The organism is Geodermatophilus sp. SYSU D00867 (assembly GCF_054050315.1).
Genome location: NZ_JBJGZC010000005.1, coordinates 126998 through 150208, shown reverse-complemented (window position 1 = coordinate 150208; position 23211 = coordinate 126998). Strand labels below are relative to the sequence as shown.

The window sequence follows — 23211 nt, the reverse complement described above, 5'->3', positions numbered from 1 at the left end:
CCGGCGGTGCGGCGGCCGGCGGGAGCCGACGGCGCCTAGCTGGCCGGGGACACCGAGCTCATGTTGAAGTCCGGCACGCGCACCGGCGGCATCGCGGCGCGGGTGAACCAGTCGTTCCACTCGCGCGGCAGCGTGCGCTCGGTGCGCCCGACCTCGCCGATCCGCGCCAGCAGGTCCACCGGCGACTCGTTCCACCGGAAGTTGTTCACCGCGCCGGTCACCTCGCCACCCTCGACGAGGAACACGCCGTCGCGGGTCAGGCCGGTGAGCAGCAGCGTCTGCGGGTCGACCTCGCGGATGTACCAGAGCGTGGTCAGCAGCAGCCCGCGGTCGGTGGCGGCGACCATGTCCTCCAGCGACGCCGTCGCGCCGGGCTGCTCGAGGATCAGGTTGTCGACGGCGGCCACCGCGGGCGCCGTCGTCTTCAGCGCCCAGGCCCGCGGGCGGATCAGGTTGGTGAGGACGCCGTCGCGGATCCAGTCGACGGCGGGCGTCGCCATCCCGTTGTCGAACACGCTGGCCGAGCCGGACGAGGTGCTCACCACCTGGAACGGCGCCGTCTCCAGCCCGGGGGCGTGCGGGTCGCTGCGCAGGGTCAGCGGGAGCTGGGCCAGCCGGTCGCCGATCCGGTTGCCGCCGCCGGCCTTGGCGTAGACGTTGCGGCCCTCGTCGGCGTCGCGGGCCTCCATCGTCCAGTAGGCGTAGATCATCAGGTCGCTCACGGCCGACGGCGGCAGCAGCGTCTCGTACCGCCCGGCCGGCAGCTCGACCCGCCGCTGCGACCAGCCGAGCTTGCGCTCCACGTCGGCGGCGAGGTCGGCCACCGACACGTCGCGGAAGTCGCGGGTGCCGACGCCGGACCACACCGACCGCGAGAAGTCGGTGCTCTTGCCGTTGAGCTCCACGCGGCCGCTGGGCTGGTCGGTGCGCAGCCGCAGGCCGGTGGAGGTGCCCACGTACGTCGTCGTCAGCGCGTGCTCGGCGTAGCCGAAGAGCAGGTCGCCGCGGCCGCGCGCGGCCCCGAACGCCTCCCCCAGCGCCGGCGCGAACTCGGCGAACACCTCGATCGAGGTCTCGGCCGGCTCGGCGTCCCAGTCCCCCGCGTCCGGCGGGGCCTCGCTGATCAGCGGCACGGCGTCCTCGGCCGGGCCGGCGTCGCGGGCGGCCTGCTCGCTGGCGGCGACCAGCTCGGCGACGTCGGGCGTGCCGGTCCGCGCGACCGTGCCGGTGGCCATCCCGGCGCCGCCGTCGACGAACGACACGACGACGACCTGGCGCGAGCGCATCGCCCCGTTCGTCGTCAGGCTGTTCGACGCCCACCGCAGGTTGGCCTCGGTGCTCTCGACGACGTAGGCGACGCAGCCGTCGGCGGTCGAGGCGGCCAGCGCCTTCTCGACCAGCTGCTGCGCGGTCAGCTGGCTCATCGCCCGCCCTCCTGGACCGTGTTGAGGATGGTGACGCCCTCGAAGAGCGCGGCCGGGCAGCCGTGGCTGACCGGCGCGACCTGCCCGGGCTGGGCCTTGCCGCAGTTGAACGCGCCGCCGAGGCGGTAGGTGGAGGGCCCGCCGACGGCGCGCATCGAGCCCCAGAAGTCCGTCGTCGTGGCCTGGTAGGCGACGTCGCGCAGCTGCCCGGCCAGCCGCCCGCCCTCGATGCGGTAGAAGCGCTGGCCGGTGAACTGGAAGTTGTAGCGCTGCATGTCGATCGACCAGCTCTTGTCGCCGACGACGTAGATGCCGCGCTCGACCCCGCCGATCAGCCCCGCGAGGTCCGGCCCGTCGGCGGCCGGCTGCAGCGACACGTTGGCCATCCGCTGCACCGGCACGTGCCGCGGCGAGTCGGCGAACGAGCAGCCGTTGGAGCGGGCCATCCCGCCGAGCCGGGCGGTGTTGCGGTCGACCTGGTAGCCGACGAGCACGCCGTCGCGGACGATGTCCCACTGCTGGGCCTCGACGCCCTCGTCGTCCCAGCCGATGCTCGACAGCCCGTGCTCGACCGTCCGGTCGCCGGTGACGTGCATGAGCTCCGACCCGTAGCGCAGGCTCCCCAGCCCGTCGACGGTGGCGAACGACGTGCCGGCGTAGGCGGCCTCGTAGCCCAGCGCCCGGTCCAGCTCGGTGGCGTGGCCGACGGACTCGTGGATCGTCAGCCACAGGTTGGAGGGGTCGACGACGAGGTCGTAGCGGCCCGGCTCCACCGACGGCGCCTTGGTCTTCTCCCGCAGCAGCTCGGGGATCTGCGCCAGCTCGGCGTCCCAGTCGAAGTGCCCGCCGGTCAGGTACTCCCAGCCGCGGCCGGCCGGCGGGGCGAGGGTCCGCATGCTCTCGAAGGCGCCCGTGGCCCGGTCGACGGTGAGCGCGGTGAACTCCGGCGTGATGCGGACCCGCTGCTGGCGGGTGCGGGTGCCGTTGGTGTCGCCGTAGTACTTCTGCTCCTTGACGTGCATGCAGCCCGACTGCACGTGCTCGACGCCGTCGGCGGCCAGCAGCCGCTCGGACAGCTCGGTGAGCAGCGCGGTCTTCTCGGCGTCGGGCACCTCGAACGGGTCGACGTCGTAGGACGACACCCAGGAGCCCTCGTGCCGGGGCTCCGGCGCGAGCTCGACCCGGTCGGTGGCCAGCGCCGCCGACACCTGCGCGACGGCGACCGCCTGCTCGGCCAGCCGCACCGCCTCGGCGGCGGTGAGGACGACGCCCGCCGCGAACCCCCAGGTGCCCTCGTGCACCACGCGCACGGCCAGGCCCAGGTCCTCGCCGTCGGCCAGCGCCTCCAGCCGCGCGTCGCGCAGGCTGATCGACTGGGTGCGGATGCGCTCCACCCGGATGTCGGCGTGCTCGCAGCCGAGGTCGACCGCTCGGGTCAGCGCCGCCTCGGTGAGCGCGGACAGGGGCAGGGCGAGGAAGGACTCGTCGACGTCCCGGGACTGCACCACCGCCCCTGTCTACCAGCCGGGCCCGCCCCGGCCCGCCCTCAGTGCAGGTGGCGCTGCCAGTCCGCGGGCACCCGGCCGGCGGGCCCGGGCGCCGGCTGGGTCACCGGGTGCGAGGTCGGCGGCGCGAGCCGGAGGTCCCCGCCGAACTCCCCGGCGGCGTAGTCCCAGGTCCAGTCCTCACCCGGCTCGAAGCTCTGCGCGACCCGGTGCCCGGTGGCCGCGGCGTGCGCCGAGGCGTGCTGCGACGGCGAGGAGTCGCAGCAGCCCACGTGGCCGCAGGCGGCGCACCGGCGCAGGTGGAACCACCAGCCGCCGGTGGCGTCGCAGTCGGCGCAGCCGGTGCCGCTCGGCGGGACGGACGGGTCGACCTGGCTCATCGCGGCTCCTCGGGTCCTGCGGTGGGTGCGGCCCGGACCCGGTCCCGGCCGCCGTCGGGCACCGGCTCGGTGCCGGTCGTGACGCTGCTCCGGTCGGAGGCGGGGGACAAGGCCCGCGGCGGTCTCCTGCAGCGGACGGGCGGCCACGGCCCGGCCACCGGCCCGCCGACACCGCCGGCCGGGGTTGCAGGACGACGGCCGGCGGGTAGCCGCCCGGGCATGACCGCCGACCCGGGCAGCGCCGACCGCAGCACCGCGCCCACCGACGAGAGCGCCGCCGACGTCACCCTCACCTTCGGCGGCAACGCGACGACGCTGCTGCGGCTGGGCGGGTTCACCCTGCTCACCGACCCGAACTTCGTCCGGCGCGGGGAGCGCGTCTACCTTGGCAAGGGCCTGTTCGCCCGGCGGCTGACCGACCCGGCGCTGCTGCCCGAGGACCTCCCCGACCTCGACGCCGTCCTGCTGTCCCACCTGCACGGCGACCACTGGGACCGGGTCGCCTACGCGACCATCGACAGGGCCACGCCGGTCGTCACCACCCCCGCGGCCGCGCGGACGCTGTCCTCGCGCGGCTTCTCGGCGACCGCGGACCTGCGGCCGTGGCAGGTGCACGAGATCGGCCGCGGCGACGAGACGCTGCGGATCACCTCGGTGCCCGGCGTCCACGGCCCCGGCCCGCTGGCGCGGGTGCTGCCGCCGGTGATGGGCAGCGTGCTGGAGCTGCTCCGCGACGGCGAGGTGTCCTGGCGCGGCTACGTCACCGGCGACACGCTGTTCCGGCCGTGGCTGGGCGAGGTGCTGCAGCGCTGCGGGCCGCTCGACGTCGTGATCCCGCACCTGGGCGGGACCAGGGCGCTGGGCGTCACCGTGACCATGGACGGCCGGCAGGGCGCCGACCTGGTGGAGCTGCTGCAGCCGCCGGTGACCGTGCCGGTGCACTACGACGACTACGACCGGTTCGCCTCGCCGCTCGGCGACTTCGTGCGGGAGGTCGCCGAGCGGCGGGCGCCCGGGCAGCTGCGGACCGTCGTGCGCGGGGAGACGATCTCGCTGCGCGCCTAGGAGGCTGCGCGCCTAGGAGGCTGCGCGCGTAGAACGCTGCGCGCCTAGAAGGCTGCGCCCGTCCGCCAGGCCATCTCCTGCAGGGTCAGGGTGTTGCCGTCCGGGTCGGTGATCGCCGCGTACTTCACCCCGCCCCCGACGTCCACCACGGGCCCGACGTCGGCACCGCGGCCCACCAGGTCCGCCCGGGCGTGCTCGATGTCCGCGACGACGAGGTGCAGCGCCCGGACGGAGCCGGGAGCGCCCTCGTAGGCCGCCAGGCCGGTGCCGAAGCCGACGGAGCAGGCCGAACCCGGCGGGGTCAGCTGGACGACCCGCACGCCGTCGGCCGGTCGCACGTCGACGTCGACGGTGAAGCCCAGCCGGTCGGCGTAGAAGGCCTTCGCCCGGTCGACGTCGGCGACCGGTATGGGTACGAGCTCCAGCTTCATCTCCACGGCGCGCTCAGCCACGGGCGAGCACCTCGTCGAGCCGCTCGTAGCCCTCGACGACGCCGACCTCCATGCCGCCGGCGATCATCGCGTCCCGGTCGGCGAACGAGTCGCACAGCGAGGTGACGGTCAGCCGGGTGCGGCCGTCGCCGAGGTCCTCGAGCACCAGCTTCTCCAGGGCGACGCCGTCGGGCTGCCCCTCGAAGGTGAACGTCTGCACGATGAGCTCGTCGGGCCGGACCTCGTGGAAGCAGCCGCGGAAGGCGTACTCACCGTCGGCGTCGCTGTGCACGTAGCGGTAGGAGCCGCCGGTGCGGCAGTCGTAGTGGTCGATGCGCATCTCCAGCCCGCGCGGGCCCAGCCACCGCACGAGCAGCTCAGGGTCGGTGTGCGCGCGGAACACCTTGCCGCGCGGGGCGTCGAACTCGCGGGTGATGCGGACGAGCGGGACCTCGGGGTCGGCGACGATCTGCGTCTCACGGGTGGCGGTGCTCATGACCGGTTCTCCTCCTGCGCGGTGGGCGGTGTCGCGTCGTCCGGCATGGACCGGAGGACGTCGTCGAGGCGGCGGTAGCGCTCCTCCGCCTGACGGCGGTAGCGCTCGATCCACTTCGTCATCAGGTCGAACACCTCCGCCTCGAGGTGCACCGGGCGGCGCTGGGCCTCCCGGCTGCGGCTGACCAGGCCGGCGTCCTCGAGCACCTTCAGGTGCTTGGAGACCGCCTGGACGGTCACGTCGTAGGGGGCGGCGAGCTCGCCCACCGTCGCGTCGCCGACCGCCAGCCGCGCGACCATGTCGCGCCGCGTCGGGTCGGCCAGCGCCGCGAACACCCGGGAGAGCGGATCCGCTGCCACCTGCGACCTCCTTCATCAACCTCTCGGTTGAACACGACGATAGGACCCGTCGGGGACGCTCGTCAACCGGTCGGTTGAGGAGCCCACGAGCCCGGCGGGTGGCCGGGCAGGTCGAGGTCGGCGACGACGCCGTGGTTGTCGCTGGCCCAGACGCCGGCGACCGGCTCGTCCAGCACCCGGGCGCAGGAGCGGACCTGCAGCGTCGGCCCGTGCACGCCGCTGCGCACCAGCACCCAGTCGATGCGCCGGCTGACCGCGGTGGCCACCTCCCCCGCCCGCACCAGCGGGTTCCGGGCGTCGAAGGTGAACCCGGGATCGGCCGGGTGCAGGGTCTCCCAGGCGTCCTGGAAGCAGACGCTCGTCCCGTCCAGCGACCGGCGTCCGCGCAGGAACTGCGTGCTGGCCGCGTCGGGCGTCGCGTCGAGGTCGCCGAGGACGACGGCGTGGTCCACCCCGCCGGCCCGGCGCTCGACCGCCCGCGCGGCGGCGAGCGCCTGCTGCTCGCGCTCGTACTCGTACCCGAACTGCCAGCTGGGCTTGTGGTGGGCGACCAGCACGCGGCCGACCGCGGTGTCCACCTCGGCCAGCAGCGTCGCGCACCACGGGAAGTCCCGTGCCCGCGGCGTGCAGCGCTGGTCGACCTCCTCGACCACGCGGTGCGGGGCCCGGGTGGCCAGCACGCCGCCCACCCCGTCCTCGGCGGCCCGGGAGAAGGGGGTCACGGACCAGCCGGGGCCGAGCAGCTCCTCGACGGTGCCGTCGGCGACGGGCACCTCCTGCAGCGCGACGACGTCGGCGTCCAGCCGGCGCAGCGTCTCCCCGATCAGCGCGCTGCGGCGGGCCCAGTCCGGGTTGGCCGGGCCGAGCACGTTCATGGTCAGGACCCGCAGGGACGCCGCCATGCGGCGCAGTCAACCGCCGCACGGCACGGTCCTCCAGCCCACGTCGCACCCGGTGTCCTCCCCCGGGTGGACGACCGGCCCCCGGCGGGATCAGCCCGGGCGCCGACGCCCGCGGACGGCCTCCGGACCGAGGCTCGTCCCGCCACCGGCCGGTGGCCCGACGAGAGGAGGCCCGCGGTGCCCGGCACGGCGGTGAAGGTGGTCCTGGGCACGCTGGCGGGGACGGTCGCGCTCGGCGCGGCCGCGGGAGCCGGCGTCCTGGTGACGATGCCCGCCGGCGTGCACGGGTTCGGCGCGATGGTGGCCGAGCTGCAGGGGCACACCGACACCCGCGACGTCGCCGAGGCCGCCGGGGCGCCGCGCGGCGCGGTGCCGTGGTGGACCCGCGGGGTGGGATCCGGCGTCACCGTCGTCCGGCCGGGGGAGGCGTACGGGCCCGCCGACGGCAGCGTCCGGGCCGACATGGCCCTCGCGCCCGGCGCCGTCCCGCCCGCGGACTGCACGCCGCTGCCGCGGCCGGGCATGCCGTGGGACGGCGGCGGCGCCTGGCCCGACCTCACCGGCGAGCCCGCGCTGCTGTGCGAGGGCTGGGTCACCGTCGTGGTCGACGGCCACCTCTACACCTGGACCGGTCCCGCTCCGCAGGCCTAGCGGGCGAGCCGCGCCGCCCGCTCGGCGACCTCGGCGCGCAGCGCGTCCACGTCCACGGTGGTCACCGCGCCGTCGGCGACCACCTGCCGGCCGCCGACCCACACGTCGCGGACCAGCCGCGAGGCGCCCGACCAGACCAGGTGGGTGAGCAGGTCGGCCTGGTCACCGACCGGCTCGAAGCCGAGGTCGCGGGTGTCCACGTGCACGAGGTCCGCGCGCCGGCCCGCCTCGACCTGGCCGAGGTCGGGGCGGCCGATCGCCTCGGCGGCGCCGCCGGTGGCCAGCCAGAACGCCTCCGCGGCGGGAAGCGCCGTGGCCGCGGACTCCCGCAGCCGGGCCAGCCCCGCGGCCAGGCGGACGTCGGCGAGCAGGTCCAGCCCGTCGTTGGACGCCGGCCCGTCGGTGCCCAGGCCGACCCGGATCCGGCGGTCGAGCATCGCCCGCACCGGCGCGATGCCGCTGGCGAGCTTGGCGTTGCTGGCGGGGCAGTGCGCCACGGCGACGTCGTACTCGGCCCACAGCTCCAGGTCGGCGTCGTCGAGGTGCACGCAGTGCGCGGCCAGCACCCGCCCGCCCAGGACGTCGTGCGCGGCCAGCAGCGCGGGCACCGACAGCCCGTGCGCTTCGAGCAGGCCGTCGCCCTCGGTGGCGGTCTCGGCCACGTGCAGGTGCAGCAGCATCCCGTGCTCGCGGGTGATCTCGGCGGCGCGGCGCAGCAGGGGCAGCGGGACGGTGTAGGCCGCGTGCGGGCCCAGGCCGTACTCCACCAGGCCGTCCGCGTCGGCGCGCCCGGCCAGGTCCACCGCGGCGGCCATCTGCTCCTCCAGCGGCGGCATGCCCGGCAGCGGCACCATCGGCGCCGCGACCACCACCCGGGCGCCCGTGGCCCCGACCGCCGCGGCGATCCGCTCCGGTGAGAAGTACATCTCCACGCTGGCGGTGATCCCGCCGCGCAGCATCTCCGCCGACGCGGCGGTCATCGCCACCTCGACGTCGTCCCCGGTCAGCCGCGCCTCCCGCGGCCACATCACCTCGCGCAGCCAGCGGTCCAGCGGCAGCCCCTCGCCCTGGCCGCGGAACAGCACCATCGGCGCGTGCGAGTGGGCGTTCACCAGCCCCGGCACGAGCAGGCCGGGCAGCGCCACGACCTCGGCGTCCCCGGCCGGCGGGGCGTCGGCGGCCGGGCCGGCCCACGCGATGCGCCCGTCCTCGACGTCGACGACGGCGTCCGGCACGACGGTGCCCGCCCGGTCCCCCACGACGACGGCCCGGGCGGTGAGTCGCTGACGCATGGCGGCACGCTAACCCCATCCGTCCCGGCCGTCCGGGCAGCGCCCCGCAGGTCCGGGCGACGTCCGGACACCGCCCGTACCGTGGGAGCCATGTCCTTCCTGGCCGCTGCGGCATCCTCCGACCAGGGTGGGCTCACCGCCTGGCTGCTCTCCCTCGTGGACTCGCTGGGCCCGATCGGCGTCGGCTTCAGCATCCTGCTGGAGACGGTCATCCCGCCGATCCCCAGCGAGGCCGTCCTCGGGGCGGCCGGTGTGCTCATCGACAGCCCGTTCGCATTCGTGGCCGTCGTCGGCTGCGCCACCATCGGCTCGATCCTCGGGGCGATCTTCTTCTACTACGTCGGCCGGGCGCTGGGCCCGCGACGGTCGCACGCCTTCCTCGACCGGCTGCCGCTGGTCGAGACCGCCGACGTCGACAAGACCTTCGCCTGGTTCGAGCGGCACGGCCGCTCCGCGGTGTTCTTCGGCCGCATGGTGCCGATCGTGCGCAGCTTCATCTCCGTGCCCGCGGGCGTGGTGCGGATGCCGTTCGGCCAGTTCCTCCTCTACTCCGCGGCCGGCAGCCTGATCTGGAACACCGTCCTGGTGACGCTGGGCTGGCTGGCCCGCGACTTCATCGAGGCGAACCTGCACTACCTGGACTACGTCGTCGTCGCCGTCGTCGTCCTGGCGGTGGGCTACCTGGTCTACAAGCGGGTGAAGGACATCCGCTCCCACCGGCGGCGGCAGACCACCGCGGGCCGCGCCGAGGACGCCCGCAGCGCCGACGCGTGACACGCCCCCCGCGCCCCGAGGTCGTCGCGTTCGACGTCAACGAGACGCTGCTCGACCTCGCCCCCGTCGCCGCCGCGCTCGTCGAGCACGGGCAGCCCGCGGAGCTGCTGCCCACCGTGTTCGGCCGCACCCTGCACACCGGGACGGCGGCCACGGTGGCCGGCGTCTGGCTGCCCTTCCGCGCCGCCTTCGACTCGGCGCTGGCCCAGCTCACCGACCTGCCCGACGGCGCCCGCTCGGAGGTCGCCGACGCCTTCCTCGAGCTGTCGCCGCACCCCGACGTCGAGCCCGCGCTGCGCCGCCTCCACGACGCCGGCGTGCGGGTGGTGACGCTGTCACACGGCTCCCCCGGCGTGGCCGAGGCGGGGCTGGAGCGCGGCGGCGTCACGCCGCTGGTCGAGCGGACGCTGACCAGCGAGACGGTGCGCACCTGGAAGCCCTCCCGCGCGGCCTACCTGTGGGCCGCGGGCGCCTGCGGGGTCGAGCCGGCGCGGATGGCACTGGTCGCCGCCCACGGCTGGGACGTGCTCGGCGCCGAGCGGGCCGGCCTCACCGGGGCGTGGTTCCCGCGCAGCGAGCGCGTGTACCCGCCGGGCTACCCGGCGCCGGCCGTCGTCGCCCCGGACCTCGCGGGGGCGGTCGACGCGCTGCTGGCGCCGTGAGCTCCCCCGCGCCCGTCGGCACCCCGCTCGGCCCGGCCGCGGTGCACGCCGACGGCCCGGCCGACGGTGCCCGCGGCACGCTCGTGCTCGGGCACGGCGCCGGCGGTGGCGCCGGGTCGGCCGACCTCGTCGCCGTCACGACCTCGGCCGCCGCGGCGGGCTGGCGGGTGCTGCGGGTGGAGCAGCCGTGGCGGGTGGCCGGCAAGCGGATCGCGCCCGCGCCGCCGCGCCTGGACGTCGCCTGGACCGCCGTCGTCGAGGCGCTGCGGGCCGGCGGCGCGCTGACCGGGCCGCTGGTGTTCGGCGGCCGCAGCGCCGGGGCGCGGGTGGCCTGCCGGACGGCGACGGCGCTCGGGGCGGACGGCGTGCTGGCGCTGGCGTTCCCGCTGCACCCGCCGGGCCGTCCCGAGCGCAGCCGCGCGGGCGAGCTCACCGGCGCCGGCGTGCCGCTGGTCGTGGTGCAGGGGGAGACCGACGCGTTCGGCCGGCCCGCGGAGCTGGTCGTGGCGCTGGACGGGGTGCCGTCGGCGTCGGTGTGCGCGGTGCCGGGCGACCACTCCCTGGGGAGGGCACCGGGGGCCGTGGCCTCCGCGGCGCTGGCCTGGCTGGAGGAGCTCGCCGCCGTCAGGAGTTGACCACCGGATGCGTGCACGAGGGCCCGGCGTGTCCCGCCGTGTCGCGAGCACGCACCCGGTGATCGACGGAGCGGGCCGTCAGCGGCGGCGGCGGGCCGCGAACAGGATGAGCAGCAGCACCGCGAGGACGGCGGCGCCGGGGCCGGCGTAGCGGGCGAGCGCGGCGCCGCCGGCCACCTCGAGCAGGTCGATCGGCTCGGGCTCCGCGGCCGGCTGGGGGCGCGCCGGAGCCGCGGCGGGCGTGCTGCGCGGCGGGGCGCCGGTGCCCGGCCGGCTCGGCGGGGCGGTGTTGCGCGACGGCGGCGTGCTCGGCACCGGCCCGCCGACCGCCGCGGCCGGCGCGGTGTCCGAGGCCGACGGGGCGAGGTCCGCCGCGGCCGGCGCGGTGTCCGACACCGCGGGGATCGAGACGGTGTCGGTGGCGCCGGTGACCGGGGCGGTGATCGGCGCGGTCTCCGTGGGCGACGGGGACGACGCCGCGGCGGCCTTCTTCGCCGGGGCCTTCTCCGCGGGCTTGCGCGCGGCGTCGCCGGCGGACGCCGCGGCCTCCCGCGCCGCGGTGCCGGCCTCGCGCACCGTCTCCGCGACCGCGTTGTCGCCGGGCACCTGCTCGACCGACTGGGCGACCTCCTCGGCGACCCCGGCCGCGGTGGCCGCAACCTTCCCGGCGACGGTCGGCTCCTGCTGCTCCGCGGCGGCCGCCCGGTCGACGGTCAGGTCGTCGCCGCTGGCCAGCTGGGCGGCGAGCTTGTCGGCGAACTGGCCGAGCAGCTTGTTGCCGACGTCGGTCATGACGCCGCGGCCGAACTGGGCCGGGCGGCCGGTGATGTTGAGGTCGGTGAGGACGTCGACCCGCGTCGTCGTCCCCTCGCCCTGGAGCTGGGCGGTGATGGTGGCCGCCGCCGTCCCGTTGCCCCGCTGGTCCTTGCCGCGCGCGTCGATGACGGCGCGGTGCGCGGCCTCGTCCTTCTCCACGAACGACGCCTTGCCCTGGTAGGTCAGGTTGATCGGACCGAGCTTGACCTTGACCCGGCCGGTGAAGTCGTCACCGGAGACCGAGTCGAGCGCGGCGCCGGGCATGCACGGGGCGATCCGCTCGATGTCGAGCAGGACCCGCCAGGCCTCGTCGACGGGCACGGGGACGGTGAACGAGTTCTCCAGCTGCACGGTGCGACCTCCGGGTGGGGAACGGACCTCGGCCGGTCCGCCCGGGAGGGCGGGCCGGCCGAGGGAACGGGCGGGAGCCGGGGTTGTGCCGGACGTTACAGCCCGGCCGCGGCGGTGACCGCGCGGCGGGTGAGCACCTGCGCGAGGTGCTCGCGGTAGTCGGCCTGGGCGTTGAGGTCGCTGCTCGGGCTGGTGCCCTCGGCCGCCGACCGCGCCGCGGAGGCCACCGCGTCCGGGGACGCGGCGGCGCCGGACAGCGCGGCCTCGGTGGCCGACGCCCGCAGCGGGGTCGGGCCCATGTTGGTCAGCCCGATCCGCGCCTCGGCGATGTGCCCGTTCTCGCGCCGCACCGCCGCGGCGACCGCGACGATCGACCACGCCTGCGCCACGCGGTTGAACTTCTCGTAGCGCACGCCCCAGTCGCCGGTCAGCTTGGGCACCCGGATCTCGACCAGGACCTCCCCCTCGTCGAGGGCGGTGGTCAGGTAGTCGACGAAGAACTCCCGCGCGGGCACCGTGCGGCGCCCGTCCGGCCCGGCGATCACCATCTCGGCGTCCAGCGCGAGCGCCACCGCCGGCAGGTCACCGGCCGGGTCGGCGTGCGCCAGGGCGCCGCCGAAGGTGCCGCGCCGGCGGGTCTGCCGGTCGGCCACCGTCTCGGTCGCCTCCGCGACCAGCTTCGCGTGCCGGGCGATGAGCGGGTCGGTGAGGACGTCGGCGTGCGTGGTCATGGCGCCGATGACCAGGGAGTCGCCCTCCTCGCGGACGCCGCGCATCTCCGCCACCCGGCCGAGGTCGACGATCGTCTCCGGCGCGGCCAGGCGCAGCCGCATGACCGGGATGAGCGACTGCCCGCCCGCCATCACCTTGACGTCCTCGCCGCCGTCGGCGACCGCCTGGACGGCCTCCTCGACCGTCGTCGGCCGGACGTACTCGAACGGGGCGGGGATCACCGGTCACCTCCGAGAGCGGACTGCGGGGTCGAGACACCGGCGGTGGTCTCGGTCTGGGCGCCGCCGTAGGCGTTGGACCCGGCCGTGGCCCGGTCCCCGCCGTCGCCGCCCTGGTGGATGGCCCGCCACACCCGCTCCGGGGTCAGCGGCATCCGGATGTCCTCCACACCCAGGTGCCGGACGGCGTCGAGCGCGGCGTTGACCACCGCCGGGGTGCTGGCGATGCAGCCGGCCTCGCCCACGCCCTTGGCGCCGATCGGGTTGCCCGGCGCCTCGTGCACCGTGTTGCCGGTGTCGAAGTGCGGCAGGTCGGCGGCCGACGGGACCAGGTAGTCGACGAAGGTGCCGGTGGTGAGGTTGCCGTCGGCGTCGTAGACGGCCTCCTCGTACAGCGCCTGCGCGATGCCCTGGGCCAGGCCGCCGTGCACCTGCCCCTCGACGATGAGCGGGTTGACGATCGTGCCGACGTCGTCGACGCAGGCGTACTTGCGGATCTTCACGAACCCGGTCTCGGTGTCGACCTCCATGGCGCACACGTGCGTGCCGTGCGGGAAGGAGAAGTTGACCGGGTCGAAGGTGGCGTCCGCGTCGATCGAGGGCTCGATGTCCTCGGGGTAGTCGTGCGCGGCGAAGACGGCGAGCGCGATCTCCTGGATCGACATCCCGGTACCCGGCGTCCCGCGGACGGTGAACTTCCCGCCGGAGAAGTCCAGGTCGTCCTCGTTGGCCTCGAGCAGGTGCGCGGCCACCCGGCGGGCCTTGGCGATCACCTTGTCGGCGGCCTTGACCACCGCGGTGCCGCCGACGACCAGCGAGCGCGAGCCGTAGGTGTCCATGCCCTTGTGGGCGACGGCGGTGTCGCCGTGCAGCACCTCGACGTCCTCGAACGGCACGCCGAGCTGGTCGGCGACCAGCTGGCTCCACGCCGTCTCGTGGCCCTGGCCGTGCGGCGTCGAGCCGGTGACCACCTCGACCTTGCCGGTGGGCAGCATCCGGATCGACGCCGACTCCCAGCCGCCCGCGCCGTAGGACAGCGAGCCGAGCACCCGGGAGGGCGCCAGGCCGCACATCTCGGTGAAGGTGGAGAAGCCGATGCCCAGCTGCACCGGGTCGTTCGCCTCGCGCCGGCGGCGCTGCTCCTCGCGCAGCTCCGTGTAGCCGAGCAGGTCCAGCGCCTGCTGGGTGGCCGAGTCGTAGTCGCCGCTGTCGTACTCGAGGCCGGCGACGGTGGTGAACGGGAACTCCGCGGCGTCGATCCAGTTCCTGCGCCGCAGCTCCAGCGGGTCCATGCCGAGCTCGACGGCGAGCTCGTCCATGATCCGCTCGACGGCGAAGGTGGCCTCGGGCCGGCCCGCGCCGCGGTAGGCGTCGGTGGGGACCTTGTTGGTGAAGACGCCGTCGCACTCGAAGCGGTAGGCCGGGAACTTGTAGATGCCGGGGAACATGAACGCGCCCAGCGCCGGCACGCCCGGGGTGATCAGCCGCAGGTAGGCGCCCATGTCGGCGAGGATCCGCACGCGCAGGCCCTTGACGTCGCCCTCCCGGGTGGCGGCGACGTCGACGTACTGGATCTGGTCGCGGCCGTGGTGGGCGGTCATCAGCGACTCGCTGCGGGTCTCGGTCCACTTGACCGGCTTGCCGAGGCGGCGCGCGATCAGCAGCGCGAGGACCTCCTCGGGGTTGACCTGCAGCTTGCCGCCGAAGCCGCCGCCGACGTCGGGGGCGACGACGCGCAGCTTGTGCTCCGGGATGCCGGTGACCATCGCCAGCATCACCCGCAGCACGTGCGGGATCTGGGTGGCCGACCACAGCGTGAAGTTCTCGCCCTGGGGCTGGACGACGACCGAGCGCGGCTCCATGAACGCCGGGATCAGCCGCTGGTTGACGAAGCGCCGGCTGACGACGACCTCGGCGTCGGCGAAGGCCTGCTCGGTGTCCACGCCCGTGCCGGCCTCGCCGGCGTCGAAGACGAAGTGGTAGCTGGTGTTGGTGCCGAGCTCGTCGTGCACCAGCTCGGCGCCGTCGCGGACGGCCTCCTCCATGTCGAGGACCGGCGGCAGCGTCTCGTAGTCGACGTCGACCAGCTCGACGGCGTCGGCGGCCGCGGTGCGCGAGCGGGCGGCGATGACCGCCACCGCCTCGCCGACGTGGTTCACGCCGTCGACGGCGATCGAGGGGTGGCCGGGGTTCTTCATGTCCGGGGTGACCGGCCAGGCGCAGGGGATGGAGCCCTGCTCGTCGGCGAGGTCGCGGCCGGTGAACACCGCGACGACGCCGGGGGCCTCCTTCGCCGCGGAGACGTCGATCGAGGTGATGCGGGCGTGCGCCACGGGGCTGCGCACGACGCTGAGGTGCAGCATCCCGGGCAGGACCATGTTGTCGGTCCAGGTGGTGCGCCCGGTGATGAGGCGGGCGTCCTCCTTGCGGCGGCGGGCCTTGCCGACCTCCTTGTCCGGGGCCGGGGTCTGGGTGGTGGCCGCGTCCTCGGTGACGGTCATGCCTGCGCCCCCAGGGTCTCGGCGGAGCCGGACATCTCCCCCGCGGCCTGCTGCACGGCGCGGACGATGTTCTGGTAGCCGGTACAGCGGCAGAGGTTGCCCTCGATGCCCTCGCGGACCTCGGTCTCGCTGGGGTTCGGGTTCTCCCTGAGCAGGTCGATCGAGGCCATGATCATCCCGGGCGTGCAGTAGCCGCACTGGAGACCGTGCATCTCGTGGAAGGCCTTCTGCACCGGGTGCAGAGCGCCCTCGCTGCCGATGCCCTCGATGGTGGTGACCTCGGCGCCGTCGGCCTGGACGGCGAGGACGGTGCAGGACTTCACGGCCTGCCCGTCCAGGTGCACGGTGCAGGCGCCGCAGTTGCTGGTGTCGCAGCCGACGACGGTGCCCACCTTGCCGAGGGCCTCGCGCAGGTGGTGGACCAGCAGGGTCCGGGGTTCGACCTCGTCGGTGTAGGTCACGCCGTCGACCCTCATGCTGACCTGGGTCATGGATCCTCCGCTCCGTTGCAGGGGGCGATCGCGCCCGGCTCCGCGGGCGCTCCGCGGCGGAGTCTGTCAACGGCGGAGTGACTTAGGCCACGCTTACCTCTGACCGGGTGACCTGCCGGTCCGCAGGTGCGGAGACTGCTCGGTCATCCCTCCGCGGGCGCGGCTGGATGCACGCTCATTGGCCGCAGCGGAGAGGTTGCAGGGCCGTTGCAGCGCGCCTCAGGCGGCGACGGCGCGCAGCTCCCGCCGCCGCAGCGCCGCGCTGCCGGCCAGCGCGACCAGGCCGAGGACCGCCAGCCCGACGCCGACCACGCTCGGCGCGGTGTAGCCGTACCCGGCGGCGATGACCACGCCGCCCAGCCACGCGCCGAGGGCGTTGGCCGCGTTGAGCGCCGAGTGGTTGAGCGCGGCGCCGAGCATCTGCGCCTCCCCGGCGACCTCCATCAGCCGCAGCTGCAGGCAGACGACCAGCGTCGACGCGGCGACCGCGAGCAGGAAGATCGCGGCCAGCAGTGTGGGGCCGGTGGCGGCGGCGGGGCCGACCAGGGCCAGCAGGACGGCGAGCGCGACGAGGGTGGCGACCAGCGAGCGGAACAGCGCGATGTCGGCCAGCCGCCCACCGAGCGCGGTCCCCACGACGCCGCCGATGCCGAAGGCGAGCAGCACCCACGGGACGACGCCGCGCGAGAGGCCGGTGACCTCGGTGGTCAGCGGCGCGACGTAGCTGTAGACGGCGAACATGCCGCCGAACCCGACGGTGGCCACGGCCAGCGTGAGCAGCACCTGCGGGCGGCGCAGCGCGCCGAGCTCGGCCCGCACGCTGGCCTCGCGGGCCCCGGGCGTGGAGGGGACGACGGCGAGCACGGCCGCGACGGTGAGCGCGGCGAGGACCACCACGGCCCAGTAGGCCGAGCGCCAGCCCAGCGTCTGCCCGAGCCAGGTGGCCGCGGGGACGCCGGCGACGTTGGCCACGGCCAGCCCGAGCATCACCGTGCTCACCGCGCGGCCGCGCAGCGACGGCGGCACCAGCGACGCGGCGACCAGCGAGGCGACGCCGAAGTAGGCGCCGTGCGGCAGGCCGCTGACGAACCGGGCCAGCAGCAGCGACGCCGACCCGGGGGCGAGCGCGCTCAGCGCGTTGCCGGCGAGGAAGGCGGCCATGAGCCCGACGAGCAGGGCGCGGCGGGGCAGCCGGGCGCCCAGCGCGGCGATGACCGGCGCGCCGACGACGACGCCGAGCGCGTAGGCGGAGATGACGTGGCCCGCCGTCGGGATGTCCACGCCGACGCCGTCGGCGATGTCGGGCAGCAGCCCCATCGTGACGAACTCGGTGGTGCCGATCGCGAACCCGCCGAGCGCGAGCGCGACCAGCGCGACGGCCACGCGCGGCGTGGCCAGGGACGGGGTCGCGGGAACGGGCGGGGCGGCGGTGCTGGCACTCACGTGACCCTGCCAAGTGAACGTCGCCGGTCCGTATTCCCCGGGGTGGCGGAGATGACCGTTTCCGCCCCACGCCCCCCAGGGGTCAGGCGCGGGAGGTCCGCCGCAGGGCGAGCAGGTGGGCGGCGACCGCGCCGCGGCGCGGGGACCCGGCCGGCAGCGCCTCGAGGCAGGCCTGCCAGGCGGCGGCGTCGTCGCGGGCCTCGGGCAGGGCGGTCCAGCGCAGCAGCAGCTCGGGCCGGCGGCTGGCGACCACGGCGCCCCGCAGGGCGGTGACGAGGCGGCGCCGGGCGAGGGCGACGCCGGGCGCGGTCGAGCGGGGCAGGACGGGGCCGGGGTAGCGGTCCAGCGCCGCGGCGACGGCGCCCCGGTCGAGCAGCCGGCGCACCGCCTCCAGGTCGGTCTCCAGCGGGCGCAGCAGCCGGTAGGGGCGCGAGCCGACCAGGTCGTCGCCGACCAGCCGGCGCAGCCGGGACAGCTCGGCGCGCACGGTGACCGCGGCGGTGTCGCCGGCGTGGCACTCGGCGGCCAGCTGCTCGGTGCTGCGGCCCTCCCCCGCGGCGGCCGCCTCGGCGAGCAGGAGCAGCAGCTCGGAGTGGCGCAGCGAGAGCTCCACCGGGCCGCCGGGCAGGGTCAGCCGGGCGCGCTCGCGGCCGAGCACGTCCAGCCGGGGCGCGGCGGGCCGCACCGGCGGCGCGGGCCGGGGGCCGCGGGCGGCGTCGCGCTGCTCCTCGCGGTGCAGCCAGCGCAGCTCCGACTCGACGGCGGCCACGGTCGCGCGGACGAGGGTGAGCACGTGCGGGCTGGCCACGTGGTCGCCGCCGGTGACGTCGATGGCGCCGAGCAGCACCCCGGTGACCGGGTGGTGCACCGGCGCGGCCGAGCAGCTCCACGGCTGCACCGGGCGGCGGTAGTGCTCGCTGCCGTAGATCTGCACCGGGTGGTCGAGGGCGAGCGCGGTGCCGGGGGCGTTGGTGCCGGCGACCTCCTCGGACCACCGGGCGCCGGCGACGAAGTTCATGGTCTCGGCCAGCGAGCGCAGGCGGCGGTCGCCCTCCACCCACAGCATCCGGCCGTCGGCGTCGGTGACCGCGACGATCATCCGGTCCGCTTCGGCGTCCTCGACCAGCAGCCGGCGGATCACCGGCAGCACCGGGGCCAGCGGGTGGGCGGCGCGGTAGGCGGCCAGGTCGTCGTCGAGCAGGTCGACCGGCGGGCCCTGCCCGTCCGGGTCGACGCCGCTGCCCAGGCTGCGCCGCCAGGAGTCCCAGACCACCGACCGCACGTCCGGCCGGGGCGGCGGGGCGCCGCGCGTCACCAGCGTCTCGTGGGCCGCGCGGAGGCGGCGGGTCAGCCCGGGCGTGGGACGCCCCTCGGGCAGCGCGAGCCACGGGCTGGCGCCGGTCACGGCGTTCTCCCCTGGCTGAGAGTCATGGCCCGCCCATGGTGACCCGGATCGCACGATTGCACCAGGCAACGGTCCGCAGCTCAGACACGGGGCGGCGCCGCCGGGAGCAGCGCGGCCGGGTCGCGGCGGCGCAGCGCGCCCGCCCACAGCCCCGCGCCGTAGGCCAGGTCCTCCAGCCGGCGGGCGGCGGCGAAGCGCACCGGGTCCACCTCCGCCCGGTGCGGCCACCAGGCGAGGACGGCGTCGGCGGCGGCGACGGCCAGCGCGGCCCGCCGCGCGCGGGGGGAGACCAGCGCCGCGACGGCGGTCAGCGGCCAGTGGTGCCGGGTGGCCGAGCGGGCCAGCGTGCGGCCGGCCGCGGCCGTGCCGCGCAGCACCAGCGCCGCGGCCAGGCCGTACGGCGGCCGGCGGCCCGGGCCGGCGACGCGGTGCGCCAGGCGCACCGTCGCGTCGCCGAGGACGGCGGCCGCCAGCACCCGGCCCCCGCGCCCGCCGGCCAGCGCCAGGACCAGCGCGGCGGCCGACCACGGGCTCACGACCACCGGCGCGACGGCGCGGCCGTGCCGGGCGGCCAGCGGCGCCGCCCCGGTGCCGTAGACCGCCCGCCGGCGCAGCCACGCCCCGGTGGCCGAGGGGTGCTCGTGGTCCACGCGGGCGGCCGGCTCGTAGCGCACCCGCCAGCCGGCCGCGGCCAGCCGCCACACCAGGTCGACGTCCTCGGCCACCCGCATGCCGGCGTCGAACCCCTCCCCCAGCGCCGCCCGCCGGACCAGCAGCGCCGCGCTGGGCAGGTAGGACAGGCCCGACAGCGGCGCGACCGGCCCCGGGTCCGGGCCCATGTCCAGGGCGCTGACCGCCGTCTCGTAGGCGGTCACCCACCCGGGGTCGGCGGCCGGCAGGGCGGTGATCCGCGGGGCGACGACGGCCAGCCGCGGGTCGGCGAGGTGGGGGAGCAGCGTCGCCAGCCAGCCGGGCCGGGGCACGCAGTCGGAGTCGAGGAAGGCGACGGCGTCGGTCGTCGCGGCGCGCAGCCCGGTGTTCCGCGCGGCGGCGGGCCCGAGCGAGCGGTCGTGCCGCAGCACCTCGGCCCCGCCCGCGGCGGCCGCCGCCGCCGTCGCGGCGGTGTCGGCCGAGCCGTCGTCGACGACGAGCACGCGCACGGTGGCGGTGTCCGGGTCGGCGCGCAGGGCGGCCAGCAGGCGGGCGACGCCGGCGGCGCGGTCGCGCACGGGGACGACGACGGTGACGCCGTCCGGGCCGGGTGCGGGGCCGGCGGGCTCGGGGACGGCGACCCCGGCGTCCTGCAGGCGCGCCGCGAGCGCCGCCGACGCCGGGCCGGTGACGACGAGGCGGTCGCCGGCGAGCAGGTCGCGGGCCCGCGGCGCCAGGCGCAGCAGCCGCAGCGGCGAGCCGCCCAGCAGCGCCGCGCCGTCCTCCAGCCGGCGGGTGCGCGGGTCCAGCCGCACCGCCCAGCCGTCGGGCAGCCGGGCGTCCGGTGGCGGCGGGAGGCTCACCCCGCCAGCACGTCGTCGGTGGTGGTGACCTCGACCAGCGGCGCGTAGAGGCCCATGAGGTCCAGCGCCTTCCGGTGGTCGTCGTCGGTGCTGCCGGCGCAGGCGTCGGCGACCACGCGCACCGGCACGCCGGCGTCGGCGGCGGGCAGCACCGTGGAGACGACGCAGCAGTCGGTGGCCACACCGGCCACGGTCATCGGCCCGGCGCCGACCACCTCCGCCAGCTCCGGGCCCCACTTGCCGAAGGTGGTCGCGGTGAGCACCCGGGCCGGGCCGGGGTCCTCGACCAGGTCCCACAGCGGGGCGTCGGGCGGCTGCAGCGCGAACGGGAACCGCTCGTAGTAGTCGACCCAGGCGCCGGCGGGCTCCCGCGGCGCCACGAACCGGGTGAGGACGACGCGGTCGCCGAAGGCGGCCACCAGGCGCCGGATGCGCGGGCGCACCTCCTCGTAGCGGGGCGCCGCCCACGGGGAGCCGGGGTCGGCGAACACCCGCTGCGGGTCGACGACGACCAGCCAGCCGGAGGGGTGCGTCACGGCCGGACCCTAACCGCCCGCGGCGCGGTGGCCAGGTTTGGTCAGGCTAGCCTTACCCGGACCGACCGAAGGAGACCGTCCATGTCCCGTCCCCTGACCCGGCGCGCCGCCCTGGCCGCGGCCGCCCTCACCACCGCCGCGGCGCTGGCCGCCTGCGGCTCCGACGACGGGGGCTCGACGGCGGACTCCTCGGCGTCCTCCCCCGCGGCCGGCGGTGACGGCGCCTTCCCCGTCACCGTCAGCACCGCCTTCGGCGACGTCGAGATCGAGGAGGAGCCGCAGCGCGTGGTGGCCCTCGGCTGGTCCGACGCGGAGACGGCGCTGGCGCTGGGCGTGCAGCCGGTCGGCGCGAGCGACTGGCTCGGCTTCGGCGGCGAGGGCGTCGGCCCATGGGCCGAGGGGCTCTACGACGAGGCGCCGGAGATCATCGAGACGCTCGAGCCCAGCCTCGAGGCGATCGCCGCGCTGGAGCCCGACCTCATCCTCGACACCCGCTCCGACGGCACCCGGGAGCGCTACGACTCCCTCAGCGCGATCGCGCCGACCGTCGGGATCCCCGAGGGCGCCGAGCAGTACGTGACCACCTGGCAGCAGCAGCTCGAGCTGGTCGGGCAGGCGCTCGGGAGGAGCGACGAGGCCGCGCAGCTGCAGAGCGACCTCGAGCAGCGCTTCGCCGACGCCGCCGCGGCCAACCCGGCGTTCGACGGCACCGAGGTCGCCGTCGGCGCGTACACCTCCGAGGGCTTCGGCGCCTACGTCCGCGGCGACACCCGCGTCGACTTCATGGAGGCGCTGGGCTTCGCCAACAAGCCGGCGATCCAGGACCTCGCCACGGAGGGCTTCTTCGTCCCGGTCTCCGACGAGCAGGTCTCGCTGCTCGACGCGCCGCTGACCGTCGTCTTCCCGATCTTCGTCGACCCGGCGCAGATCACCTCGAACCCGCTGTGGCAGACGCTGCCGTCGGTGCAGCAGGGCAACGCCGTCGTGCTCGAGGACGAGACGCTGGTGAGCGCCTTCTCCAGCGGCTCGGTCCTCGGCACCCGGTACGCCCTCGAGAACGCGGTGCCGCTGTTCGCGCAGACGCTGCAGGGCTGACCGGTTCAGTACGCAGGAGGCCGTCCCGGCGCCGCCAGGGCGGCCTCCTGCGTCCGCACCGCACCCCGGCGCAGCGCGAGGGTGCCGAGCAGCCCGACGAGGAAGGCGGCCAGCACGCCGAGGTTGGCGAAGGCCCAGTCGCCCTCGCGGCCGCCGAGCCCCAGCGGGCCGAGCAGGTAGCCCTGCCAGTCCAGCCAGCCGGCGTAGGTGTTGGTGACCAGCCCCCAGCCGAGCACGGTGCCCACCGCGAGCAGCACCAGCGGCACCGGCGGGACGGCGCCGTAGCGGCCGCGCGCGTCGTAGAGGTCGGCCTCTGCGTAGTCGCGGCGGCGCAGCGCGAGGTCGCCGAGGAAGATCCCGCACCAGGCGGCGATCGGCACGCCGAGGGTGATGAGGAAGCCCTGGAACTGGACCGAGAAGCTGGCGTCGGCCAGGAACACGACCCAGATCGCCCCCAGCACCATGAGCGTGCCGTCGATGCCGGCGGCGACCGGGCGGGGCACCCGCACGCCGGCGGCCAGCAGCGACAGCCCCGACGAGTAGATGTCCAGCAGCGCGCCGCCGACCAGGCCGAGCACCGCGACGACGACGAACGGCACGAGGAACCAGGTCGGCAGGATCGCGCCGAGCGCGCCGATCGGGTCGGCGCCGATCGCGCCCGACAGCTCCGGGTCCGAGGCGGCCAGCAGCAGGCCGGTGCCCAGCAGGACCACGGGGGCCAGCGCGCCGCCGAACGTCGTCCAGCCCACGACGCCGCCGGTCGACGCCGTCCGCGGCAGGTAGCGCGAGTAGTCGGCGGCGGCGTTCACCCAGCCGAAGCCGTAGCCGGTCATCGCCAGCACGAGCGCGCCGACGACGGCCGCCGTCGAGCCGCCCGGCACCGCGGTCACCGCCGACCAGTCGACGTCGTCGGCCACCAGCACCACGTAGACGACGGTCAGCACGCCGCTGACGACCGTGATGACGGCCTGCATGCGCATGATCGCGTCGAAGCCGAGCACGCCGCCGGCCACGACCAGCGCGGCGACGACGAGCAGCGCGACCACCTGGGTCGCCGTCCCGCCGCTCCACCCCAGCTGCCCGAACACCGTCGCCGTCGCGAGGGTGGCCAGGCTGACCAGCACCGTCTCCCAGCCGACGGTGAGGACCCAGGACAGCGCGGCGGGGACCCGGTTGCCGTGCACGCCGAACGCGGCGCGGCTGAGCACGAGGGTGGGTGCCGAGCCGCGCTTGCCGGCGATCGCGACGAGCCCGCAGAGCAGGAACGAGACGACGATGCCGACGGTCCCGGCGACCAGCGCCTGCCCGGCGGAGATGCCGAAGCCGAGCAGGAACGAGCCGTAGGCCAGGCCCAGGACGCTCACGTTGGCGCCGAACCACGGCCAGAACAGCTGGCGCGGGCGGCCGCGGCGCTCCTCCTCGGCGATGACGTTGATGCCGTTGGTCTCGACGGCGCCGCGCCCCGCGGTCACCTCCGCGCCCCGGTCGACGGCCGGCTGCTGGGTCATCGGCGGCTCCTCCCCGTGTCGTGTC

The 23211-nt window shown here is 76.1% G+C and carries 23 protein-coding genes; 6 read left to right on the top strand and 17 right to left on the bottom strand.

What is annotated here, in order from left to right:
- Positions 1-35: 35 nt before the first annotated feature.
- The 3 genes from ACI8AK_RS06535 to ACI8AK_RS06525 are packed head-to-tail and all read right to left on the bottom strand — an operon-like array spanning position 36 to position 3309.
- Positions 36-1424, bottom strand: a complete 1389-nt coding sequence (locus ACI8AK_RS06535; protein ID WP_456955570.1) for a metallopeptidase TldD-related protein — start codon at positions 1422-1424, stop codon at positions 36-38.
- Positions 1421-2932: a TldD/PmbA family protein gene (locus ACI8AK_RS06530; protein ID WP_456955568.1), complete on the bottom strand. Its 1512-nt coding sequence runs from the start codon at positions 2930-2932 to the stop codon at positions 1421-1423. The genes ACI8AK_RS06535 and ACI8AK_RS06530 overlap by 4 nt, the downstream gene beginning before the upstream one ends.
- 38 nt (positions 2933-2970) lie before the next feature.
- Positions 2971-3309 (bottom strand): UBP-type zinc finger domain-containing protein, encoded by a 339-nt coding sequence (locus ACI8AK_RS06525; protein ID WP_387992375.1) that lies wholly within the window; start codon positions 3307-3309, stop codon positions 2971-2973.
- Between the two features lie 219 nt (positions 3310-3528).
- Between ACI8AK_RS06525 and ACI8AK_RS06520 the strand changes: the two genes are divergently transcribed.
- The gene (locus ACI8AK_RS06520; RefSeq protein WP_456955566.1) at positions 3529-4374 is read left to right on the top strand and encodes an MBL fold metallo-hydrolase; all 846 of its coding nucleotides are present in this window, start codon (positions 3529-3531) and stop codon (positions 4372-4374) included.
- 44 nt (positions 4375-4418) lie between these two features.
- Here the strand turns inward: ACI8AK_RS06520 and ACI8AK_RS06515 are convergent, their stop codons facing one another.
- The 4 genes from ACI8AK_RS06515 to ACI8AK_RS06500 form a co-directional block, all read right to left on the bottom strand.
- A complete protein-coding gene (locus tag ACI8AK_RS06515; protein WP_387992381.1) occupies positions 4419-4826 on the bottom strand; it encodes a VOC family protein in 408 nt (135 codons plus the stop codon).
- The gene (locus ACI8AK_RS06510) at positions 4819-5301 is read right to left on the bottom strand and encodes an SRPBCC family protein (protein ID WP_387992384.1); all 483 of its coding nucleotides are present in this window, start codon (positions 5299-5301) and stop codon (positions 4819-4821) included. Before ACI8AK_RS06510 ends, ACI8AK_RS06515 begins: the two co-directional genes overlap by 8 nt.
- Entirely contained in the window at positions 5298-5660 is a 363-nt protein-coding gene (locus ACI8AK_RS06505) for an ArsR/SmtB family transcription factor (RefSeq protein ID WP_387992387.1), read from the bottom strand. The genes ACI8AK_RS06510 and ACI8AK_RS06505 overlap by 4 nt, the downstream gene beginning before the upstream one ends.
- Positions 5661-5722: 62 nt before the next feature.
- Positions 5723-6562 (bottom strand): endonuclease/exonuclease/phosphatase family protein, encoded by an 840-nt coding sequence (locus ACI8AK_RS06500; protein WP_456955564.1) that lies wholly within the window; start codon positions 6560-6562, stop codon positions 5723-5725.
- A 177-nt stretch (positions 6563-6739) separates the two neighbouring features.
- Between ACI8AK_RS06500 and ACI8AK_RS06495 the strand changes: the two genes are divergently transcribed.
- The gene (locus ACI8AK_RS06495; RefSeq protein WP_387992392.1) at positions 6740-7213 is read left to right on the top strand and encodes a hypothetical protein; all 474 of its coding nucleotides are present in this window, start codon (positions 6740-6742) and stop codon (positions 7211-7213) included.
- On the opposite strand, the gene ACI8AK_RS06490 is transcribed toward ACI8AK_RS06495, so the two are convergent.
- A complete protein-coding gene (locus tag ACI8AK_RS06490; protein WP_456955562.1) occupies positions 7210-8505 on the bottom strand; it encodes an amidohydrolase family protein in 1296 nt (431 codons plus the stop codon). The genes ACI8AK_RS06495 and ACI8AK_RS06490 overlap by 4 nt on opposite strands.
- A gap of 90 nt (positions 8506-8595) precedes the next feature.
- Here ACI8AK_RS06490 and ACI8AK_RS06485 point away from each other — a divergent pair, with 90 nt between their 5' ends.
- Genes ACI8AK_RS06485 through ACI8AK_RS06475 form a run of 3 tightly spaced genes read left to right on the top strand, consistent with a single transcriptional unit; the run spans position 8596 to position 10576 of the window.
- Positions 8596-9279 carry a DedA family protein gene (locus ACI8AK_RS06485; RefSeq protein WP_387992397.1) on the top strand — a complete coding sequence of 228 codons (684 nt, stop codon included), beginning with the start codon at positions 8596-8598 and terminating at the stop codon, positions 9277-9279.
- Positions 9276-9941 (top strand): HAD family hydrolase, encoded by a 666-nt coding sequence (locus ACI8AK_RS06480; RefSeq protein WP_456902884.1) that lies wholly within the window; start codon positions 9276-9278, stop codon positions 9939-9941. Before ACI8AK_RS06485 ends, ACI8AK_RS06480 begins: the two co-directional genes overlap by 4 nt.
- Positions 9938-10576 carry an alpha/beta hydrolase family protein gene (locus ACI8AK_RS06475; protein WP_387992403.1) on the top strand — a complete coding sequence of 213 codons (639 nt, stop codon included), beginning with the start codon at positions 9938-9940 and terminating at the stop codon, positions 10574-10576. The genes ACI8AK_RS06480 and ACI8AK_RS06475 overlap by 4 nt, the downstream gene beginning before the upstream one ends.
- A gap of 78 nt (positions 10577-10654) precedes the next feature.
- Here ACI8AK_RS06475 and ACI8AK_RS06470 read toward each other — a convergent pair whose 3' ends face one another.
- The 8 genes from ACI8AK_RS06470 to ACI8AK_RS06435 all read right to left on the bottom strand — a co-directional run bounded on the left by ACI8AK_RS06470 (position 10655) and on the right by ACI8AK_RS06435 (position 20583).
- Positions 10655-11743, bottom strand: coding sequence for an SRPBCC domain-containing protein (locus ACI8AK_RS06470; RefSeq protein ID WP_456902886.1), 1089 nt, complete (start codon positions 11741-11743; stop codon positions 10655-10657).
- 95 nt (positions 11744-11838) lie between these two features.
- Entirely contained in the window at positions 11839-12696 is an 858-nt protein-coding gene (locus ACI8AK_RS06465) for an FAD binding domain-containing protein (RefSeq protein WP_387992409.1), read from the bottom strand.
- The gene (locus ACI8AK_RS06460) at positions 12693-15194 is read right to left on the bottom strand and encodes a xanthine dehydrogenase family protein molybdopterin-binding subunit (RefSeq protein ID WP_456902887.1); all 2502 of its coding nucleotides are present in this window, start codon (positions 15192-15194) and stop codon (positions 12693-12695) included. Before ACI8AK_RS06460 ends, ACI8AK_RS06465 begins: the two co-directional genes overlap by 4 nt.
- A complete protein-coding gene (locus ACI8AK_RS06455; protein WP_456955560.1) occupies positions 15191-15685 on the bottom strand; it encodes a (2Fe-2S)-binding protein in 495 nt (164 codons plus the stop codon). The genes ACI8AK_RS06460 and ACI8AK_RS06455 overlap by 4 nt, the downstream gene beginning before the upstream one ends.
- Positions 15686-15904: 219 nt before the next feature.
- Positions 15905-17128 carry an MFS transporter gene (locus ACI8AK_RS06450; protein ID WP_456955559.1) on the bottom strand — a complete coding sequence of 408 codons (1224 nt, stop codon included), beginning with the start codon at positions 17126-17128 and terminating at the stop codon, positions 15905-15907.
- A gap of 82 nt (positions 17129-17210) precedes the next feature.
- Positions 17211-18533: a phytochrome sensor protein gene (locus tag ACI8AK_RS06445; protein ID WP_387992420.1), complete on the bottom strand. Its 1323-nt coding sequence runs from the start codon at positions 18531-18533 to the stop codon at positions 17211-17213.
- An 80-nt stretch (positions 18534-18613) separates the two neighbouring features.
- Positions 18614-20047: a mycofactocin biosynthesis glycosyltransferase MftF gene (mftF, locus tag ACI8AK_RS06440; RefSeq protein WP_456955557.1), complete on the bottom strand. Its 1434-nt coding sequence runs from the start codon at positions 20045-20047 to the stop codon at positions 18614-18616.
- Entirely contained in the window at positions 20044-20583 is a 540-nt protein-coding gene (locus ACI8AK_RS06435) for a cysteine hydrolase family protein (protein ID WP_456955555.1), read from the bottom strand. Before ACI8AK_RS06435 ends, mftF begins: the two co-directional genes overlap by 4 nt.
- Before the next feature lie 81 nt (positions 20584-20664).
- Here ACI8AK_RS06435 and ACI8AK_RS06430 point away from each other — a divergent pair, with 81 nt between their 5' ends.
- A complete protein-coding gene (locus tag ACI8AK_RS06430; protein WP_456955553.1) occupies positions 20665-21678 on the top strand; it encodes an iron-siderophore ABC transporter substrate-binding protein in 1014 nt (337 codons plus the stop codon).
- A 5-nt stretch (positions 21679-21683) separates the two neighbouring features.
- Here ACI8AK_RS06430 and ACI8AK_RS06425 read toward each other — a convergent pair whose 3' ends face one another.
- Positions 21684-23186 carry a purine-cytosine permease family protein gene (locus tag ACI8AK_RS06425; RefSeq protein ID WP_456955551.1) on the bottom strand — a complete coding sequence of 501 codons (1503 nt, stop codon included), beginning with the start codon at positions 23184-23186 and terminating at the stop codon, positions 21684-21686.
- Positions 23187-23211: the final 25 nt, after the last annotated feature.

Coding starts and splice junctions, on each gene's coding strand:
- ACI8AK_RS06535 (WP_456955570.1), bottom strand. CDS start 1,424: ATGAGCCAGCTGACCGCGCAGCAGCTGGTCGAGAAGGCGCTGGCCGCC.
- ACI8AK_RS06525 (WP_387992375.1), bottom strand. CDS start 3,309: ATGAGCCAGGTCGACCCGTCCGTCCCGCCGAGCGGCACCGGCTGCGCC.
- ACI8AK_RS06520 (WP_456955566.1), top strand. CDS start 3,529: ATGACCGCCGACCCGGGCAGCGCCGACCGCAGCACCGCGCCCACCGAC.
- ACI8AK_RS06510 (WP_387992384.1), bottom strand. CDS start 5,301: ATGAGCACCGCCACCCGTGAGACGCAGATCGTCGCCGACCCCGAGGTC.
- ACI8AK_RS06500 (WP_456955564.1), bottom strand. CDS start 6,562: ATGGCGGCGTCCCTGCGGGTCCTGACCATGAACGTGCTCGGCCCGGCC.
- ACI8AK_RS06490 (WP_456955562.1), bottom strand. CDS start 8,505: ATGCGTCAGCGACTCACCGCCCGGGCCGTCGTCGTGGGGGACCGGGCG.
- ACI8AK_RS06485 (WP_387992397.1), top strand. CDS start 8,596: ATGTCCTTCCTGGCCGCTGCGGCATCCTCCGACCAGGGTGGGCTCACC.
- ACI8AK_RS06460 (WP_456902887.1), bottom strand. CDS start 15,194: ATGACCGTCACCGAGGACGCGGCCACCACCCAGACCCCGGCCCCGGAC.
- ACI8AK_RS06455 (WP_456955560.1), bottom strand. CDS start 15,685: ATGACCCAGGTCAGCATGAGGGTCGACGGCGTGACCTACACCGACGAG.
- ACI8AK_RS06430 (WP_456955553.1), top strand. CDS start 20,665: ATGTCCCGTCCCCTGACCCGGCGCGCCGCCCTGGCCGCGGCCGCCCTC.
- ACI8AK_RS06425 (WP_456955551.1), bottom strand. CDS start 23,186: ATGACCCAGCAGCCGGCCGTCGACCGGGGCGCGGAGGTGACCGCGGGG.